Annotated in this window: 15 protein-coding genes; 6 read left to right on the forward strand and 9 right to left on the reverse strand. The window is 65.4% G+C overall.

Features of this window, described 5'->3' with window-relative positions; translation table 11 throughout:
• The coding region (argJ, locus tag FFS18_RS01750) for a bifunctional glutamate N-acetyltransferase/amino-acid acetyltransferase ArgJ (RefSeq protein WP_137869533.1) at positions 1 to 1,193 on the forward strand (1,193 nt) is incomplete at its 5' end.
• Between the two features lie 54 nt (positions 1,194 to 1,247).
• On the opposite strand, the gene map is transcribed toward argJ, so the two are convergent.
• The 3 genes from map to FFS18_RS01765 all read right to left on the reverse strand — a co-directional run bounded on the left by map (position 1,248) and on the right by FFS18_RS01765 (position 5,739).
• Entirely contained in the window at positions 1,248 to 2,087 is an 840-nt protein-coding gene (gene map / locus FFS18_RS01755) for a type I methionyl aminopeptidase (protein WP_120217536.1), read from the reverse strand.
• Positions 2,088 to 2,303: 216 nt separating this feature from the next.
• Positions 2,304 to 4,652 (reverse strand): ATP-dependent Clp protease ATP-binding subunit ClpA, encoded by a 2,349-nt coding sequence (gene clpA, locus FFS18_RS01760; RefSeq protein ID WP_137869534.1) that lies wholly within the window; start codon positions 4,650 to 4,652, stop codon positions 2,304 to 2,306.
• An 817-nt stretch (positions 4,653 to 5,469) separates the two neighbouring features.
• Positions 5,470 to 5,739, reverse strand: a complete 270-nt coding sequence (locus tag FFS18_RS01765) for a hypothetical protein (RefSeq protein WP_137869535.1) — start codon at positions 5,737 to 5,739, stop codon at positions 5,470 to 5,472.
• Positions 5,740 to 6,025: 286 nt separating this feature from the next.
• Here FFS18_RS01765 and FFS18_RS01770 point away from each other — a divergent pair, with 286 nt between their 5' ends.
• Positions 6,026 to 7,498: a helicase HerA domain-containing protein gene (locus tag FFS18_RS01770; RefSeq protein WP_137869536.1), complete on the forward strand. Its 1,473-nt coding sequence runs from the start codon at positions 6,026 to 6,028 to the stop codon at positions 7,496 to 7,498.
• Between the two features lie 152 nt (positions 7,499 to 7,650).
• Here the strand turns inward: FFS18_RS01770 and FFS18_RS01775 are convergent, their stop codons facing one another.
• Positions 7,651 to 7,848, reverse strand: coding sequence for a DUF1192 domain-containing protein (locus FFS18_RS01775; protein ID WP_120217542.1), 198 nt, complete (start codon positions 7,846 to 7,848; stop codon positions 7,651 to 7,653).
• Between the two features lie 119 nt (positions 7,849 to 7,967).
• Between FFS18_RS01775 and FFS18_RS01780 the strand changes: the two genes are divergently transcribed.
• Positions 7,968 to 8,948, forward strand: coding sequence for an NAD(P)H-quinone oxidoreductase (locus tag FFS18_RS01780; protein WP_120218339.1), 981 nt, complete (start codon positions 7,968 to 7,970; stop codon positions 8,946 to 8,948).
• Here FFS18_RS01780 and FFS18_RS01785 read toward each other — a convergent pair.
• Positions 8,945 to 9,289 carry a hypothetical protein gene (locus tag FFS18_RS01785; protein WP_120217543.1) on the reverse strand — a complete coding sequence of 115 codons (345 nt, stop codon included), beginning with the start codon at positions 9,287 to 9,289 and terminating at the stop codon, positions 8,945 to 8,947. The two genes, FFS18_RS01780 and FFS18_RS01785, sit on opposite strands and share 4 nt — an antisense overlap.
• A 281-nt stretch (positions 9,290 to 9,570) precedes the next feature.
• On the opposite strand from FFS18_RS01785, the gene FFS18_RS01790 reads away from it, so the two are divergent.
• The 3 genes from FFS18_RS01790 (at position 9,571) to ppc (ending at position 14,135) form a co-directional block, all read left to right on the forward strand.
• A complete protein-coding gene (locus FFS18_RS01790; protein ID WP_120218340.1) occupies positions 9,571 to 10,209 on the forward strand; it encodes a DUF1013 domain-containing protein in 639 nt (212 codons plus the stop codon).
• A gap of 3 nt (positions 10,210 to 10,212) precedes the next feature.
• Positions 10,213 to 11,349, forward strand: a complete 1,137-nt coding sequence (locus FFS18_RS01795) for an MBL fold metallo-hydrolase (protein WP_137869537.1) — start codon at positions 10,213 to 10,215, stop codon at positions 11,347 to 11,349.
• A gap of 107 nt (positions 11,350 to 11,456) precedes the next feature.
• Entirely contained in the window at positions 11,457 to 14,135 is a 2,679-nt protein-coding gene (gene ppc / locus FFS18_RS01800) for a phosphoenolpyruvate carboxylase (RefSeq protein ID WP_137869538.1), read from the forward strand.
• A 96-nt stretch (positions 14,136 to 14,231) separates the two neighbouring features.
• Here the strand turns inward: ppc and FFS18_RS01805 are convergent, their stop codons facing one another.
• The 4 genes from FFS18_RS01805 to FFS18_RS01820 all read right to left on the reverse strand — a co-directional run bounded on the left by FFS18_RS01805 (position 14,232) and on the right by FFS18_RS01820 (position 18,329).
• A complete protein-coding gene (locus tag FFS18_RS01805; RefSeq protein WP_137869539.1) occupies positions 14,232 to 14,750 on the reverse strand; it encodes a hypothetical protein in 519 nt (172 codons plus the stop codon).
• Between the two features lie 318 nt (positions 14,751 to 15,068).
• Complete coding sequence (locus FFS18_RS01810) at positions 15,069 to 15,872, reverse strand: SDR family oxidoreductase (RefSeq protein ID WP_137869540.1); 804 nt, start codon at positions 15,870 to 15,872, stop codon at positions 15,069 to 15,071.
• A 153-nt stretch (positions 15,873 to 16,025) separates the two neighbouring features.
• On the reverse strand, positions 16,026 to 17,144 hold the full coding sequence (locus FFS18_RS01815) for an acyl-CoA dehydrogenase family protein (RefSeq protein WP_137869541.1): 1,119 nt from the start codon (positions 17,142 to 17,144) through the stop codon (positions 16,026 to 16,028).
• A gap of 3 nt (positions 17,145 to 17,147) precedes the next feature.
• Positions 17,148 to 18,329, reverse strand: a complete 1,182-nt coding sequence (locus tag FFS18_RS01820) for an acyl-CoA dehydrogenase family protein (protein WP_137869542.1) — start codon at positions 18,327 to 18,329, stop codon at positions 17,148 to 17,150.
• Positions 18,330 to 18,390: the final 61 nt, after the last annotated feature.

Below are 18,390 nucleotides of genomic sequence, written 5' to 3' on the forward strand. Positions count from 1 at the left end.
TTCCCGCCCTCCCCGAGATCGCCGGGGTCACCCGCCGCGTCGCGCGCGCGCAGTATAAAAATTGGGATCGCTGCGACCTCACCTATGTCGAGCTCGCGCCCAGCACCACGGTCGCGGGCGTCTTTACACGCAATGTCTGCTGCTCGTCCGAAGTCGAGCTCGGCCGCGAGCAGGTGAAGGGCGGCAAGGGCCGCGCGCTCATCGTCAACGCCGGCAACAGCAACGCCTTCACCGGCTATCGCGGGCGCGAGGCGGTCGAGGCGATCATGGAACAGGTGGCCGCGCATCTCGGCTGCGACGCGAAGGAAGTGTTCGTCAGCTCGACCGGCGTGATCGGCGTACCGCTGCCCAAGGACAAGGCCCGCGCCGGGGTCGCGGCCGCGCTCACCGCCGAGCCCTGCTCATGGGAAGCCGCCGCCGAGACGATCGGGACCACCGACACCTTCGCCAAGGGCTCCGCCGCCAGCGCGATCGTCGATGGCCGGACCGTCCACGTCGCGGGAATCGTCAAGGGATCGGGAATGATCGCCCCTGACATGGCGACGATGCTCGGCTATATCTTCACCGACGCCGCGGTCGCGCCCGCGCTGTTGCAGGACATGCTGCGCGAAGCCACCGGCGGCAGCTTCAACGCGATCACCGTCGACAGCGACACCTCGACCAGCGACACGGTGCTGCTCTTCGCAACCGGACAGGCGGGGGGAGCCACGCTCACCACACGCGACGATCCGGGCGCCGATGCGCTTTATGCCGCGATCCGCGCGGTCGCGCTCGACCTCGCGCATCAGGTCGTCCGCGACGGCGAAGGCGCTTCAAAGTTCATCGAGATCGAGGTCAGCGGCGCGACCAGCGACGACAGCGCGAGGCGGGTCGCGCTGGCGATCGCCAATTCGCCGCTCGTCAAGACCGCGATCGCGGGCGAGGACGCCAATTGGGGCCGCGTCGTCATGGCGGTGGGCAAGGCCGGCGAACCCGCCGACCGCGACCGGCTCGCGATCCGTTTCGGCGATCATTGGGTGGCGAAAGACGGGCTGCCCGTCGACGGTTATGACGAGGCGCCCGTCGCCGCGCACCTCAAGGGGCAGGACATCCGCATCGGCGCCGACCTCGGCCTTGGCGATGGGCGCGCGACCGTATGGACGTGCGATCTGACGCACGGCTATATCAGCATCAACGCCGATTATCGCAGCTGACGCCTGACGCGGCGACATTGCCCGGACTGGTGGCGGGCGTGGCGCCCCCGGATGTCAATTCCAGGGCGGAGCGTTCAGTCCTTTGGGGCTGGCGGTGAAAATCTCGCAGCCCGTTTCGGTGATGCCGATACTATGTTCGAACTGTGCCGAAAGGCTGCGGTCGCGGGTCACCGCGGTCCAGCCGTCGGCGAGCATCTTCACCGCATATTTGCCGGTGTTGATCATCGGCTCGATCGTGAAGAACATGCCCGGACGCAGCTCGGGGCCCGTCCCGGGGCGGCCCGCATGGACGACCTCGGGCGCGTCGTGGAACATCTGGCCCAGTCCATGGCCGCAAAAATCGCGCACGACCGAATAACGGTGGCGTTCGGCGTGGGTCTGGATCGCGTGCGCGACGTCGCCCATCCGATTGCCGGGCTTCGCCTGCTCGATGCCCAGCATCAGGCATTCGTAAGTGACTTCGACGAGGCGCTTCGCCTTGATCGGCACGTCGCCGACCAGATACATGCGGCTCGTGTCGCCATGCCAGCCGTCGACGATGGAGGTCACGTCGATATTGACGATGTCGCCCTCGCGCACCGGCTTGTCATCCGGAATGCCGTGGCAGACGACATGGTTGATGCTGGTGCAGCAGCTGTGCGTGAAGCCGCGATAGCCGAGCGTCGCGGGGATGCCGCCGCCGTCCAGCATCATCTGGCGCACAAGGTCGTCGATCGCCGCGGTGGTCACTCCCGGCTGGACGAAGGGGACCAGCGCGTCGAGGATTTCGGCCGACAACCGCCCCGCCTTGCGCATGCCCGCAAAGCCCGCTTCGTCGTGCAGCTTGATCGTGCCGTCGCGCACCGGCGTGGGGGCGCCAGCGTCGGCGGTGGTTACGGAGACATAGTCGTACATCAGACCCATATAGTCGCTGAGTGCTGAAAAAGCGAGAGACGACCCTTGGCCGGACCCGTTACCCGATTTCCGTTCGTGTCGAGCGAAGTCGAGACACCCCGGAAGGTCAGGGCCACCCCGATGGGTGTCTCGACTTCGCTCGACACGAACACGGGGACGGGAAAGAGGCATCTCACCGCGCGCTTCCCCATCCCGCAGGCGGGAGAGGAGCGGGCGTTACTCCGCCGCCTTCTTTGCCTTGTCGGCCTTTGGCGTTTTGGCCTTGCCCTTGCCCGCTTTTGGCGGGGCCGAGACGATTTCGAACGCCAGCGGGTTGCCGACATGGGCGTCCTCGCCGGTCTTCATCTTCACCTTGACCTCGCCGCCATGGACCAGCTTGCCGAAGAGCAGTTCCTCGGCGAGCGGCTGCTTGATCTTTTCCTGAATCAGGCGTCCCATCGGGCGCGCACCGTACAGCTTGTCATAGCCCTTGCCGGTCAGCCATTCGCGCGCCGCATCGTCGAGCTGGATGTGGACGTTGCGGTCGGCGAGCTGCAGTTCGAGTTCGAGGATGAACTTGTCGACGACGCGCGCGACGACCTCGGGCGGCAGATAACCGAAGGGGACGATCGCATCGAGGCGGTTGCGGAATTCGGGGGTGAACATGCGCTTCACCGCCTCTTCCTGCACATCCTCGCGCGTCGACTGGCCGAAGCCGATCGACTCGCGCGCCATGTCGCTCGCGCCCGCATTGGTCGTCATGATCAGGATGACGTTGCGGAAGTCGACCGTCTTGCCGTGGTGGTCGGTCAGGCGGCCGTTGTCCATCACCTGAAGCAGGATGTTGAACAGGTCGGGGTGCGCCTTTTCGATCTCGTCGAGCAGCAGCACGCAATGCGGGTTCTGGTCGATCGCATCGGTGAGGAGCCCGCCCTGATCGTAGCCGACATAGCCCGGGGGCGCCCCGATCAGCCGGCTGACCGAATGGCGCTCCATATATTCGGACATGTCGAAACGCTGGAGCGGGATGCCCATGATCGACGCGAGCTGCTTGGCGACCTCGGTCTTGCCGACGCCGGTCGGGCCGCTGAACAGATAATTGCCGATCGGCTTTTCGGGATCGCGGAGGCCCGCGCGGCTCAGCTTGATCGCCGACGACAGCACCTCGATCGCGGTGTTCTGGCCGAAGACGACGCGCTTCAAATCGGTTTCGAGGCTCGCGAGCGTCGCCTTGTCGTCGGTCGACACCGACTTGGGCGGGATGCGTGCCATCGTCGCGATGACGGCCTCGATCTCCTTCGCGGTGATCGTCTTCTTGCGCTTCGACGGGGCGACGAGCATCTGCATCGCGCCGACCTCGTCGATCACGTCGATCGCCTTGTCGGGCAATTTGCGATCGTTGATGTAGCGCGCCGACAGGTCGACCGCGGCATTGATCGCATCCTGCGTGTAACGCACCTGGTGATGCGCCTCGAACGCGCTGCGCAAGCCCGCGAGGATCTTCTTCGTATCCTCGAGCGTCGGCTCGACCACGTCGATCTTCTGAAACCGGCGCAGCAGCGCGCGGTCCTTCTCGAAGTGGTTGCGGAACTCCTTGTACGTCGTCGAGCCGATGCAGCGGATCACGCCGCCCGACAGCGCGGGTTTCAGCAGGTTCGACGCGTCCATCGCGCCGCCGCTGGTCGCGCCGGCGCCGATGACGGTGTGGATTTCGTCGATGAACAGGATCGCGTGCGGCAGCCCTTCGAGTTCGGTGACGACCTGTTTCAGCCGCTCCTCGAAATCGCCGCGATAGCGGGTTCCGGCGAGCAGCGCGCCCATGTCGAGCGAATAGATGACCGCGGGCAGCAGCACTTCGGGCACGTCGCCCTCGATGATCTTGCGCGCGAGGCCTTCGGCGATCGCGGTCTTGCCGACGCCGGGATCGCCGACATAGAGCGGGTTGTTCTTGCTGCGGCGGCAAAGGATCTGGATCGTGCGGTCGACCTCGGCGCTGCGTCCGATCAGCGGGTCGACCTTGCCGCCCTTCGCTTTCTCGTTGAGGTTGACGGTGAACTGGTCGAGCGCGGTTTCCTTTTTCGACTTGCCGTCTGCCTTGTCCTTCGTTTCTTCCTTTTCCTCGGGCTCGGCGGTGGGCGAGGGCTTGCCCCCCTTGCCGACGCCGTGGCTCAAATAGGAGACCGCGTCGAGACGCGTCAGATCCTGCTGCTGGAGGAAATAGACGGCATAGCTTTCGCGTTCGGAGAAAAGCGCGACAAGGACGTTGGCGCCCGTCACTTCATCCTTGCCCGACGACTGGACGTGCAGGATCGCGCGCTGGACGACGCGCTGGAAACCCGACGTCGGCGACGGATCGCTGTGCCCCTCGACCTTCAGGCTGTCGAGTTCGGTGTCGAGATAGTGGACGACCGCCGATTGCAGGTCATCGAGCGCGACACCGCAGGCGCGCATCACTTCGGCGGCATGCTCGTCGTCGATCAGCGCATAGAGCAGATGCTCGAGCGTCGCATATTCATGGTGGCGCTCCGAAGCGGCCTTCAGCGCGTTATGGAGGGTCTTTTCGAGGCTTTCCGAAAAGGACGGCATGGGTCTCATCTCCTTGCGGGGACGACGCCGGGGAGATGGCGGCCCCCTTAGGAACGTAACGTGGCGATGCCGCCGCCCCACCGCAAGGGAAAAGCGGTCGGCTTTGTGAAATTACGATGACGGGGTTGTATTATGGTTAACGGGATGTTCGGATTGGGTCGAGGTTCTGCAATCCGCCTCGCGACAATCCGTTCAAGGGTAGAAAACGCGGCCCTGGGCTTTGGGCGCATGCGGTATTTGCGATCCGTCGGGCCTTAAAGTCACAAAGGCCCCGCATGGGCGCCTCGAAACTGTGTCCTTTGTGGCCTTAAGGCGACAAAGGGCGCGGATGTGCACGTCGAAAAATGTCTCCTGTGTCGCTTTGGGCGAGGGTTGCTGAAGCCGACCATTTCAAAGAGCGTGGCGGAGGCTGGCACGGCGGAATAAAGTAGGACAGCGATTTTTTTGTCGCTCGCCCAATCTCTGTTTTGGGGTGGGAAGCGGCCGTTGCCTTTACCCAGCCAAGAAGGCATTAAGCGTAGATGTCGGTCTACAAGAAGTCTTGGCTTTTTATGATGTGGACCTGGGCGGTCTTCTTCAGTTTCCCAATATGGTGGAGTGTTTTAACGCGCTACTTTGGTGAGGCGGGCGCAACAATCGGCGGTGCTTTTTGGCTCTGCCACGGCTTCATTATGCTCACTATCTTCCGTTGCCCCGCTTGCAGTCGCTCGCTGTTCATGCGTGGGATATGGTGCGTGCCTTGGCCCGCCAAGATTTGCAGCAAGTGTGGAATCGATTTGACAGTCGTCGAGCCTGTCTGAATGTCCGCAATCGGTCGTTACCTGCCGTCCTCCGCGCCCGTCCGATCCACCATATCCATGAAGTCGCGCGCCGTGTCGCGCTCGCTCTCATCCTTGAACGCGACGTCTAGGTCCGGGGCGACGCCGAGCATGTACATTAGCGCCCACAGCGCGAAGCGGCGGCCGGGGTTGGTTTCGAGGCCGAAGTCGACGCTCATGCGTTCGGTGCCCGCAGCGTGTGCTTCGGGGTGGATCGCCGCGAGGTCGGCGGTGCCGAAGTAGCGGCGGAGCTGGTCGTCGAAATCCATGTCGTCCTTTTGGACGCTTCACGCCGCTTGGCAAGTCGGGCCAGCGTCGGTTCCGTTTTTTTCCCTCCCCCTTGATGGGGGAGGTAGCGAGACTTGGCAGCTTGCTGCCTAATCGCAGCGGTGGGGGGTGATCTCTCGACCCGAAGCGGCGACGCAAGAACGCACCGTCACCCCCATCCAACTCCGCCTAGCCGCTCCGCGGCAAGGCTTCGTATCCTTCCCCCATCAAGGGGGAAGGTTGTTGATCCAGTTGTCTTTGCCCAAGGCGCCCGATAGGGCGGCCAGCGTGAAGACCAGCATCGACATCGGGACCGACAGCGCGGGGCAAAATGTGCGCGTCGACGTGCAGGAACTGCTCGCGACGCGTTTGCTCGTGCAGGGCAATTCGGGGTCGGGCAAGTCGCACCTTTTGCGCCGGATTCTCGAGGAAAGCGCCGCGCTGGTGCAGCAGATCGTCATCGATCCCGAGGGCGATTTCGTGACGCTGGCGGACGCGTACAGCCATGTTGTGATCAACGGCGGCGACTATAACGAGCGCGAGATTGCGGCGATGGGTGCGCGCATTCGCGAACATCGTGCATCGATCATCCTCAGCCTCGAATCGCTCGACATCGAAGCGCAGATGACGTGCGCCGCGGCGTTCCTGAATGCGCTGTTCGACGCGCCGCGCGAGCATTGGTTCCCCGCGCTGGTGGTGGTCGACGAGGCGCAGATGTTCGCGCCGAGCGTCGCGGGCGACGTCGCCGACACGGTCCGCCGCGCGAGCCTCGGTGCGATGACCAACCTGATGTGCCGCGGGCGCAAGCGCGGGCTGGCGGGGGCGATCGCGACGCAGCGGCTGGCGAAGCTTGCGAAAAATGTCGCCGCCGAGGCGAGCAATTTCCTGATGGGGCGCACCTTCCTCGACATCGACATGGCGCGCGCCGCCGACCTGCTCGGCATGGAACGGCGGCAGGCGGAGGCGATCCGCGATCTGGAGCGCGGGCATTTCCTGGGGCTGGGCCCCGCGATCTCGCGCCGCCCGATCGCGGTGCGCATCGGGTCGACGCAGACCTCGACGCGGCTGGGTACGCACGGGCTGATGCCGCTGCCGTCGGCGGGCGGCGACGATATGCGCTCGATGCTGTTCACCGAGATGGAGGCGCCGGTGGCGCCGCGCGTCTTTGCGCCCGAACCCGAGCCGGTCGCAGCAAGCGAGGTGCTGGAGCGCATCGCGGCGAGCGAAGGACTTCACGAAGATCGCGATGCGCCGCCGGTGCTCGACATCGTCGCCGCGGTCGAAGAGGCCGAACAGAGCGACGCGGTGGTGGTCGCGATGCTCGAGGACATGCTCGCCGACCCCGACAGCGCGTTTCAGCCCGAGGCCTTTCTGTATCAGGATTTTTCGGTGCGGTGCCGGATGGCGAAGCTGAAGAAAGTGCCGCTCGATCTCGCCGCGTTCCGGCGCCGCTTTGCGCTGGCCAAGGGCGGCGTGTTCGACCCGTCGGAGCCGCGCTGGGCGGAGGCCTTGCGCGTCGCCGAGCGGCTGCCCGACGATATGCTCGCACCCTTCCTGCAAATCGCCCGCGCCGCGCTCGACGGCGAACCCTGTCCCGACGACGAGGTGCTGGGCCGCGCCTATGGCAGCCATTCGCCGGGGCGCATCCGGCGGCTGGTCGAATATATGGAGAAGCAGGGCGCGATCGTTGTGCGTTCGGATTTCGGCGGACGGCGATCGATCGGCATTCCCGAACTGGGACTCAGCACCGAGGCGGAGTGAGGCGAACCGCTTGTTGACGCGGCTGTCGAAAAAGCCGTTTGTGCCGAGCTTGTCGAAGCACTGCCCTTCTTCCCAACGCAGAAAGAAAAGAACGGCCCTTCGACAAGCTCAGGGCGAACGGATGATGGGAGCGGCCGCCAAATGCGTCGCCCCTACCCCTTTTTGAACAGCGCGTCGGCGATCGCCTTGTGGCTGGTGGCGGCGGCGCGGTGCGCCTTGACGCGCGCGATTTCGGCCTCGAGCGTCGCGATACGGTCATCGAGTTCGCTCACCGACAGCGGGTCGAGCGGTTGCCGGGTCAGCGCCGCGAGCGCATCGTCGCGGCGGCGGGGAAGATCGTCATCGTCCATGGCGGTTCCTCCTGAAAAGCCTCGCGACTGTTGACCCGGTGCGCCGCGCTGTCAATAAGGTGGCCGTAAGGGCGAAGTGAAAAGTGGGGAAAATCAACGTGACCAGCCTGCCAGCGAGCATGACCGCGATCGCCATCAGCGCGCCCGGCGGACCCGAGGTTCTGGTCCCCGAGCAGCGTCCGGTGCCGCAGCCGGGGCCGGGCGAAGTGCTGATCCGCGTCGCCGCCGCGGGGGTCAACCGCCCCGACGTGCTGCAACGGATGGGATTTTACCCGCCGCCGCCGGGCGCATCGGACCTGCCCGGGCTGGAGATCGCGGGGACGATCGTGGCGGTCGGGCCGGGCGGCGATCCGGAATTGCTGGGACAGGCGATGTGCGCGCTGGTCGCGGGCGGCGGCTATGCCGAATATTGCCTCGCGCCGGTCGGCAGCTGCCTGCCGGTACCGCCGGGCTTTACGATGGCCGAGGCCGCGGCGCTGCCCGAAACCGTCTTCACCGTCTGGCACAATCTGTTCGAGCGCGCGTGGATCGCGGAGGGTGAAACGGTGCTGGTCCATGGCGGCACCAGCGGCATCGGCACGACCGCGATCGGCCTTTGCAAATTGTTCGATATCAAGGTCATCGTGACGTGCGGCAGCGCCGACAAATGCGCCGCGGCAATGGCGCTGGGCGCGACCCAAGCGATCGACTATTCGGCCGAGGATTATGTCGACGCGGTCAAGACGTTTACCGGCGGCAAGGGGGTCAACGCCGTGCTCGACATGGTCGGCGGCGATTATGTGCCGCGCAACCTGGCGTGCCTCGCCGAGGACGGGCGCCACGTCACCATCGCGTTTCAGCGCGGTGCAAAGGTCGAGATCGACATTTCAGATGTCATGCGCCGCCGCCTGACGCTGACCGGATCGACGCTCCGCGCGCGCAGCGCCGACTTCAAGGCCGCGCTGGCCGACGAGATTCACCGTACGCTGTGGCCGCGCCTTGCCGCGGGCGGGTGGAAGCCCGCGATGGATCGGATATTCCCGCTTGCAGAGGCCAGCGCCGCGCACGCGCGGATGCAGGCGGGCGAGCATGTCGGAAAGATTGTCCTGGCCGCGGCTTAGCCCGGACATAGTCCGCCGGGGCACCCCGGCTGCACGCGCGCGCGGTCCATGACTTCGCGGGTACCGTCCTGCGCATCGCGCGCCAGACGTTCGATGTCTTCGCGCGTCTGGCAGGTGCGAATCGCCTTGACCAGCGAGCCGGTGGTCCCTTCGCGCTTGCAGACGATATAATAGCGGTGATCCTTGGGCAGTTTCGCGTTGAACGCCCGGATTTCGGCCAGCGTCATTTTCGGCGCATCGGGGCGCTCGACGTCGGTGGCATCATTGGCCGAAACCGCACCGGCGCTGAGCATCAGCGCGATGCTGCTGATGATGGCAGCGCCCGACCTGATCGTCTTCATGAACTTCCGCTCCTGAAATATCTGTATTTGACGGATGATTGACATATATTGCGCTGAGGTCAACGCCCCAAGGCGTAACGCTTTGCAGATCGGGCGGCAACGTCAGCGCCGTACCGGTACGCTGGTCGCCGGTCGCGGCAATCGCCCGATATGGCTGGCCCCTTGCCCCTTTTGCCAATCCGGTTTACAGCCGCCGCCATTATTCGGCCGCTCCGCGAGGGGCGGCCCTTTTATTTCCGCTTGGAGAAATCGCCATGGCCACCGCCGACGCCACCCCGCTGATGCCGCATGCGACCGCCGCCTGGCTGGTCGACAACACCGGCCTGACCTTTGCCCAGATCGCCGAATATTGCGGCATCCATATCTTGGAAGTGCAGGCGATCGCCGACGAGACCGCCGCGACCAAATATACCGGCCGCGACCCGGTGCGCGCGCACGAGCTGTCGATGGAAGAAATCGAAAAGGGTCAGAACGACCCGAACTACAAGCTCAAGATGAGCAAGCAGGCGCAGGACACGATCCGCCGCACCCGCGGCCCGCGCTACACCCCGGTCAGCAAGCGCCAGGACAAGCCCGACGGCATCGCCTGGATCCTGAAGAATCACCCCGAGGTGTCGGACGGCGCGATCGGCAAGCTGATCGGCACCACCCGCAACACGATCGGCGCGATCCGCGACCGCAGCCATTGGAACAGCGCGAACATCGTCGCCAAGGATCCGGTGACGCTGGGCCTGTGCTCGCAGCGCGAACTCGATGCGCTGGTCGCCAAGGCGGCGAAAAAGGCCGGTATCGAAGCGCCGACCGACAACCGGCTGGAGGGTGATCGCGAAGCGCTGCTCGAAGAATTGCGCGCCGAACGCACCGCCGCCAACGAGGCGCGCGCCGCCGAGGAAACCGCCGAAACCGACGGCGAGGCATAGTCCATGCCGGGCAGCGATGACGACCAGATCCCGGCGGCCAGCGGCTCGCCGGACGCATCGCTGACCCAAGACGATAGCTTTACCGCGACCAGCCACGCCGGCCTGACCTATCCGTGGGGCGACGCGGCGCCGGGCGCCGGCGAGGTGATCCGTATCGCGCCGGGGATCAGCTGGGCGCGCATCCCGATGCCGGGGTCGCTCGGCCATATCAACAGCTGGCTGCTCGACGACGATGCCGATGGTGATGATGGCGTCGCGATCGTCGATACAGGCATCTGCCTGACCATGTGCTCGGACGCGTGGAAGGCGCTTTATGCGGGCGCCCTGAACGGCAAGCGGATCACGCGCGTCATCGGCACGCATCTGCACCCCGACCATATCGGCCTCGCGGGCTGGATCGCAAAGAAACAGGGCGTCAAGCTGTGGATGACGCGCGGCGAGATGCTTACCGCGCGCGCGATCGTCGCCGATTCGGCGGACACCGCGCCCGACGAGGTGCTGGCGCAATCGCGCGCCGCGGGCTGGAACGATACGGCGATCGAGGCGCAGCGGTCGCGCGGCTGGAACATGTTCCAGCGCATGATCTTTACCCTGCCGCGCAGCTATGTGCGGATGCGCGACGGCGAGCGGCTCGGCTTTAACGCGCACCAATGGCGCGTCGTGACGGGGTCGGGGCACAGCCCCGAACATGCGTGCCTGTGGAACGAGGAGGAAGGCGTGCTGGTGTCGGGCGACCAGGTTCTGCCGCGGATCAGTTCGAACGTATCGGTCAACATCACCGAACCCGACGCCGACCCGCTGGGCGAATGGCTGTCCTCGATCGACAAATTGCTGGCGACCATCCCCGCCGACGTCATCGTGTGTCCTGCACATGGCGAGCCGTTCAAGGGGCTGCACGTCCGGTTGATGGCGCTACGCGACGAGCATCGGATGCGACTGTATAATCTGGCCGAAGCCGCGGCCAAGGCGCCGATGCGTGCGATCGACAGCTTTCCGCTGCTCTTCAACCGCCCGATCGGCGAGCATAATCTGGGGCTGGCGACCGGCGAAGCGCTGGCGCACCTCAAGCGACTCGAAGTCGAAGGCCGCGTGAAACGCGAAGACCGCGACGGGGTGTGGTGGTATCACGGCGTCGCATAAGGGCGCGCAGGCAGAAAACTCCGCCCGGTCTCAATGACGAATAGCGCGGACGGCGCATAGCTATGCGCGGCTTGACGCTGCGCCTTCGCAGGTGCAGCAATCGCGCCATGGGGCCGCCGATCCAGATCTCGCAAAATCCCGACATCCGCTACCTGGGGCGGATCCTGGGTGATGTCATCCGCGCCTATGGCGGCGACAAGCTGTTTCGCCAGACCGAATATATCCGCTCGTCGAGCGTCGACCGCCACCGCGGCATAGCGGGGGCCGAGGCGATCGATCCGGGGCTCGATGCGCTGAGCCTCGACGACACGATCGCGTTCGTGCGCGGGTTCATGCTGTTTTCGATGCTCGCCAACCTGGCCGAGGACCGGCAGGGGGTCGCGGCGGAGCCCGAGGCCACCGTTGCCGCAGCGATCGAGAAACTGAAGGGCGACGGGATCGACAGCGACGCGATCGCTGCGCTGCTGAGCGCCTCGCTCGTCGCGCCGGTGCTGACCGCGCACCCGACCGAGGTGCGGCGCAAATCGGTGCTCGACCACAAGAACCGCATTGCCGAGTTGATGCTGCTGCGCGATGCCGGCGCCGACGAGACCCCCGAGGGCGATGTCGTCGAGGAGGCGATCCGGCGGCAGATCATCCTGCTGTGGCAGACGCGCCCGCTGCGCACCGAAAAATTGTTCGTTGCCGACGAGATCGACAATGCGCTGACCTATTTGCGCGATGTTTTCCTGCCCGTGGTACCCAAGCTGTACGCGCGCTGGGAAGCCGAGCTGGGACAGCGCCCCGCAAGTTTCCTGCGCGTCGGCAGCTGGATCGGCGGCGACCGCGACGGCAATCCGTTCGTCACCGCCGAGACGATGGTCATGGCGACGGGGCGCAACGCGGCGGCGGTGCTGGGCCATTATATCGACGCGGTGCATGGTCTGGGCGCCGAGCTGTCGGTGTCGGCCAGCCTTGCCGCGGTTCCCGAGGCGGTCGAGGCGCTGGCCGAGGCAAGCGGCGACAACGCGCCGAGCCGCCGCGACGAACCCTATCGCCGCGCGCTGTCGGGCATTTATGCGCGGCTTTGCGCGACCTATACGCAGATTGTTGGCAAGGCGCCGCCGCGACCATCGGCTCTGAAGGGGGAGGCTTACGCAACGCCCGCCGATTTTCGCCGCGACCTCGTGACCATCGCCAACGGGCTGTCGGCGAACAGCCAGGGCCAGTTCGGCGGTATCGGTGCGCTTGGGCGGCTGATCCGCGCGGTCGAGGTGTTCGGGTTCCACCTCGCGACGCTCGACATGCGGCAGAACAGCGCGGTGCACGAGCGGGTGCTGGCCGAGCTGCTGGCGATTTCGGGCGTATGCGCCGACTATCGCGCGCTCGACGAGGAAGCGCGCGTCGCACTGCTGACTGCCGAGCTCGCCAGCGACCGACCGCTCGCCGCGCCGTGGCACGAATGGAGCGACGAGACCGCGGGCGAACTGGCGATCGTCCATGCCGCCGCCGATGTGCGGGCGCGGTTGGGCAAGGACGCGATCTGCCAGTGGATCATCAGCATGGCGCAGACTTTGTCCGACCTGCTCGAAGTCCATGTCCTCGCCCGCGAAGCCGGATTATGGCGCAGCGGCGAAGCGGCGGGGCAGAGCAACCTGATGGTCGTCCCCTTGTTCGAGACGATCGCCGATCTCGACAAGGCGCCGGACATCATGGCGCGCTACTTCGCGATGCCCGAGATCGGCCCGCAGATCGGCCAGCGCGGGCATCAGGAAGTGATGATCGGCTATTCGGATTCGAACAAGGATGGCGGCTATCTCACCTCGACCTGGGGATTGCATCAGGCGTCGCAGGCGCTGACCCCGGTGTTCGATGAGGCCGATACCGCGATGCAATTGTTCCACGGCCGCGGCGGCGCGGTCGGGCGCGGCGGCGGCAGCGCCTTTGCCGCGATCCGCGCGCAGCCCGCGGGCACGGTGCAGGGGCGCATCCGCATCACCGAACAGGGCGAGGTGATCGCGGCGAAATATGGCACCGCGGCGAGCGCGGCGACCAATCTGGAAGCGATGGTGTCGGCGAGCCTGCTCGCGAGCCTCGAGCCCGAGGCGCTGAGCGACGCCGACGCGGCGCGCTTTACCGCCGCGATGGACGCGCTGTCGGGCAGCGCTTTCGCCGCCTATCGCGGGCTGGTGTACGATACACCGACGTTCAAGGATTTCTTCCGCGCGATGACCCCGATCGCCGAGATTGCGACGCTGAAGATCGGTTCGCGCCCGTCGAGCCGCACCAAATCGAGCGCGATCGAGGATCTGCGCGCGATCCCCTGGGTGTTCAGCTGGGCGCAGGCGCGCGCGATGCTGCCCGGCTGGTACGGGACGGGCGAAGGCTTTGCAGCGTTCGGCGACAAGGCGCTGCTCGCCGACATGGCGCAAAGCTGGCCGTTCTTCGCTGCGCTGCTCGGCAATATGGAGATGGTGCTCGCGAAATCCGATATAGGGATCGCGGCGCGCTATGCCGAACTGGCGAGCGGAGTCGAAGGCCATGCGGCAATCTTCAACCGCATCCGCGACGGCTGGAACCGCGCGCATGACGGGCTGCTCGCCATCACCGGCCAGACGCGGCTGCTTGAAAAGAACCCGGCGCTCGAGGCGTCGATCCGGTTGCGGCTGCCCTATATCGAGCCGCTCAACCTGCTCCAGATCGAGCTGATGAAGCGGCATCGTGCCGGGGAAACGGACCCCAGAATTGCCGAGGGCATCCAGCTGACGATCAACGCGATTGCGACGGCGCTCAGGAATAGCGGTTAATATCCGTAGCCCCCGCGAAGGCGGGGGCCACTGGCGGCTTTCGCGGCAGTGCTGGAAAGGCTTTCGAGCGGCCCCCGCCTTCGCGGGGGCGACGAATTATTTCGAAACGATCACCACCTCGCCCTTGGCATTGGCGCCATCGGGGGCAAAGCTGATCGTGAAATCGTCGCCATCCTTGTCGGTGCCGCGCAGCGTCGTACCGGCGCGTTCGACCTGGATGTTGCGCTTGGCAAATTCGGCGCCCATCCAGTCCGCGGCGACTTTGGGCGCGGCGGGCGAGCTGAAGCCAAATTTGACCGTCGCGGTGTCGGCGCCATTCTTGTCGCTGGCGTCGATGTCCATCTTGTCGATCTTGCTGCCGGGATAGAGTTTCACCCCGTCGATATCGAAATCGGTGTTGATGTCCATGTCGCCCAGATCGGGGATGTCGAGGTCGATATTGACCCCGTCGCCGCCGATCTTGATCTTGCCGCCATCCTTGCCCGAGGTGATCTGGACCTTGCCGCCATTATCGCCGTCGGCGTTGATCGAAATATCGGGGCTGTCTGCGGCCTTCTCGTCCTGCCCGCAGGCGGCGAGGAGCATCATCGGGGGGATCAGGAAAGCGAAACGCATGGGCTTTCTCCTTGGTGCATTAGTTCAATAATACACCCTCGAGTTTGCGGAGTCAACTTCGCAGCTTCGTCATCCCGGACTTGATCCGGCATCTCGCCATTCCGGCGTCGCCGAGCGAGACCCCGGATCAACTCCGCACCTAGTCTCTTGAAACCGAGCGAAGAGCTGTTCCCCGGCGAAAGCCGGGGTCCAGGGCGTGCCAAAACAGGCGTTGCTTTAGGGCGCCCTGGGCCCCGGCTTTCGCCGGGGAGCAGATACCGGGTCGACAAGTATCACCGCCGATCAAGTCCGGGGTGACGCGAAGATTGAGGACCGGCCTTACGCGTCGATGCTGGTCTTCAAATCGCCGTGGACCAGCCCGCCGTCGACGGTGATCGTGTCGCCGACGACATAATCGCCCGCCTTCGACGCGAGGAAGATCGCGGCCCCGGCCATGTCCTCGGGCACGCCGATGCGCTTCACGGGGATGCTTTTCGCGACCGTATCGCCATGGTCGCGCGCGGCCTTGTTCATATCCGACTGGAAGGCGCCCGGCGCGATGGCGGTGACAAGGATATGATCGGTAACGAGGCGCGCCGCGAGCCGCTTGGTGAGGTAGAGGATCGCCGCCTTCGACGCGTGGTAGCTATAGGTTTCCCACGGGTTGAGACGCTGGCCGTCGATCGAGCCGATGTTGATGACCTTGGCCGGGCGTTCATGCGAACCGCCCGCCTTGAGCAGCCCGTGCAGCGCCTGTGTCAGGAAGAAGGGCGATTTGACGTTGATGTCCATCACCTTGTCCCAGCCCGCTTCGGGGAAGCCCTCGAAGGGTTCGCCCCACGCGGCACCGGCGTTGTTGACGAGGATGTCGAGGCGTTCCTCGCGCGCTTCTAGCTCCTTCGCCAGTGCGCGGCACCCCTCGACGGTCGACAGGTCGACGGGCAGCCCGATGACCTTGCCGGGGTAGCGCGTTTCGAAATCGGCGATGGCTTCCTCGATCTGCGCGGTCTTGCGCGCAGAGATATACACGCGGGCGCAGCCTGCGGCGAGATAGCCCTCGACGATCATCTTGCCGATGCCGCGCGAGCCGCCGGTGACGAGCGCGATGCGGCCGTCGAGGCCGAACATGTCCTGGAGGTTCATGGCGTTATCCTTTCTAAGCCCCTCCCCTTCAGGGGAGGGTTGGGGGTGGGGGCTCGCGGCGTAGCGCAAGGCCTCTGGCCCCCACCCGCTGCGACTAGGCAGCAAGCTGCCAAGTCTCGCTGCCCTCCCCTGAAGGGGAGGGCGTGATCTGGATCAGTAGCCGTTCATCCGCGCGACCTGGTCGATGTGATAATGCACATCGCCCATAAATTCGGCGAGCGCGCGGTCGCGTTTCATGTAGAGGCCGATGTCATATTCGTCGGTCATGCCGATGCCGCCGTGCATCTGCACGCCCTCGCGGACGGCAAGATTGGCGGCGCGGCCGGCCTTGGCCTTGGCGACCGAGACCATCAGCTTTGCGCCTTCGCTGCCCTCGTCGAGCAGCTGCTGCGCCTTCATCACGGTCGCGCGCGCGACTTCCATTTCGCCATAGAGATGCGCGGCGCGGTGCTGGAGGCCCTGGAATTCGCCGATCAGCTTGCCGAACTGCTTGCGTTCCTTGAGGTAGGTGACGGTCATGTCCATCGCGCCCTGCCCGACACCGACCATTTCGGCGGCGGCACCGGTGCGCGTCGCAGCGAGCAGCGCGTCGAGGATCTCGCCGCCGGCATCGACCTCGCCGATCACCGCGTCGGCATCGACCTCGACGCCGTCGAGCGTGACATGGCTCGCGAGGCTGGAGTCGACGAGGCGGCGCGGGTCGGCGGTCAGGCCTTTCGCATCCTTCGGCACCGCAAACAAAGTGATCCCGCCGTCGGTCTTCGCCGCGACGATGCTCATGTCGGCGACATGGCCGTGAAGGACGAAGCTTTTCTTGCCGTCCAACCGAAACCCGTTGCCCGCGCGCGTTGCGGTGGTGGCGATACGATCGGGGCGGTGCTTGGCGCCCTCGTCGATCGCGAGCGCGACGATTGCCTCGCCGCTGGCAATGGCGGGGAGCCAGCGGCCCGCCTGCGTGCCGCCCGCTTTCGCCAGCGCGGCGACCGCGCCGACGCCGGTCGACAGGAAAGGCGACGGGGTCAGGTTGCGGCCGATTTCCTCGAGCACGATCCCCGTTTCCATATGCCCCATGCCGAGGCCGCCGTGGGCTTCGGGAACGAGCATGCCGGGCAGGCCCATTTCGGTGAACTGCGCCCACAGGTCGCGCGAGAAGCCGGTGGCGTCGGCGCTGTCGCGGAGTTTGCGCAGGTGCGACACCGGCGCCTGTTCGGCGACGAAGGGCGCGACGCTGTCCTTGAGCATCGCCTGATCGTCATTGTGGTACAAAGGCATGGGTCAGGCTCCGGGCAGGTCGAGAATACGCTTGGCGATGACGTTGAGCATCACTTCGCTCGTCCCGCCTTCAATCGAATTGGCCTTGGTGCGCAGCCAGCTGCGCGCACGCGCGCCGCCCTTGCTTTCTTCGCTGTCCCATTCGAGCGCTTCGCTGCCGCCGCCCGACATCACCAGCTCATGGCGCCGCTTGTTGAGTTCGGTGCCGACATATTTCATCATGTTCGAGCTGGCCGGATGCGCGCGGCCGGTCTTCCACATGTCCATGAAGCGCTCTCCCATCGCGCGATAGGCAAAGACGTCGGTGTCGAACGCCGCCATCTCGGCGCGCAGGATCGGGTCGTCGAGCTCGCCGGCGGCGTTCTTGCCGAACGCCTTGGCAAAGGCGCCGCCGATGCTGATCATGTCGCCGCCGGCGCCGCCGCCCGAGATCATCTCGCGTTCGTGGCCGAGCAGATATTTGGCGACGTCCCAGCCACGGTTGATCTCGCCGACGAACTGGTCCTTCGGCACCTTCACATCGTCGAAGAAGGTTTCGCAGAACGGGCTGTTGCCGCTGATGAGCAGGATCGGCTTGGTGGTGACGCCGGGGCTCTCCATGTCGAAGAGCATGAAGGTGATGCCCTGATATTTATTCGTCTTGTCGGTGCGGACGAGACAGAAGATCCAGTCGGCCTTGTCGGCGTAGCTCGTCCAGATCTTCGACCCGTTGACGACCCAATGGTCGCCCTTGTCTTCGCCGAAGGTCTGCAAGCTGACGAGGTCGCTGCCCGAACCGGGTTCCGAATAGCCCTGGCACCAGCGGATTTCGCCGCGCGCGATCGGGTTCAGATAATGGACCTTCTGCTCCTCGGTGCCGAATTGCAGGAGCGCGGGGCCGAGCATCCAGATGCCGAAGCTGTCGAGCGGCGAACGCGCCTTGATTCGCTTCATTTCCTGCTTGAGGATTTTCGTCTGTTCGGGGGTGAGCCCGGCGCCGCCATAGGCTTTGGGCCAGTCGGGAACGGTATAGCCCTTTTGGGCGCAGGCATCGAGCCACGCCTTCTGGGCATCGTTCTTGAACCTGAAGTTGCGCCCGCCCCAGCAGATGTCATCCTCGTCGCGGATCGGCTCGCGCATTTCGGCGGGACAATTGGCTTCCAGCCATTCGCGCACCTCGGTGCGGAAAGCGTCCAGTTCGCTCATCCTTTTGGCTCCTCTTCTGGCCGCAAACCTACGTCGGCTTCGCTACTTTACGCAAGCGTCA

The organism is Sphingopyxis sp. 2PD (assembly GCF_005503695.1).
In the GTDB taxonomy this organism is placed as follows: Bacteria; Pseudomonadota; Alphaproteobacteria; order Sphingomonadales; family Sphingomonadaceae; genus Sphingopyxis.

Bases quoted from the DNA above. Each gene is read 5' to 3' on its own strand.
- FFS18_RS01795 (WP_137869537.1), top strand. From the start codon at position 10,213: ATGCCGGGCAGCGATGACGACCAGATCCCGGCGGCCAGCGGCTCGCCG.
- FFS18_RS01810 (WP_137869540.1), bottom strand. From the start codon at position 15,872: ATGAACCTCCAGGACATGTTCGGCCTCGACGGCCGCATCGCGCTCGTC.
- FFS18_RS01785 (WP_120217543.1), bottom strand. From the start codon at position 9,289: ATGAAGACGATCAGGTCGGGCGCTGCCATCATCAGCAGCATCGCGCTG.
- map (WP_120217536.1), bottom strand. From the start codon at position 2,087: ATGTACGACTATGTCTCCGTAACCACCGCCGACGCTGGCGCCCCCACG.
- clpA (WP_137869534.1), bottom strand. From the start codon at position 4,652: ATGCCGTCCTTTTCGGAAAGCCTCGAAAAGACCCTCCATAACGCGCTG.
- FFS18_RS01765 (WP_137869535.1), bottom strand. From the start codon at position 5,739: ATGGATTTCGACGACCAGCTCCGCCGCTACTTCGGCACCGCCGACCTC.
- FFS18_RS01775 (WP_120217542.1), bottom strand. From the start codon at position 7,848: ATGGACGATGACGATCTTCCCCGCCGCCGCGACGATGCGCTCGCGGCG.
- FFS18_RS01790 (WP_120218340.1), top strand. From the start codon at position 9,571: ATGCCGCATGCGACCGCCGCCTGGCTGGTCGACAACACCGGCCTGACC.
- FFS18_RS01805 (WP_137869539.1), bottom strand. From the start codon at position 14,750: ATGCGTTTCGCTTTCCTGATCCCCCCGATGATGCTCCTCGCCGCCTGC.
- ppc (WP_137869538.1), top strand. From the start codon at position 11,457: ATGGGGCCGCCGATCCAGATCTCGCAAAATCCCGACATCCGCTACCTG.
- FFS18_RS01815 (WP_137869541.1), bottom strand. From the start codon at position 17,144: ATGCCTTTGTACCACAATGACGATCAGGCGATGCTCAAGGACAGCGTC.
- FFS18_RS01820 (WP_137869542.1), bottom strand. From the start codon at position 18,329: ATGAGCGAACTGGACGCTTTCCGCACCGAGGTGCGCGAATGGCTGGAA.
- FFS18_RS01780 (WP_120218339.1), top strand. From the start codon at position 7,968: ATGACCGCGATCGCCATCAGCGCGCCCGGCGGACCCGAGGTTCTGGTC.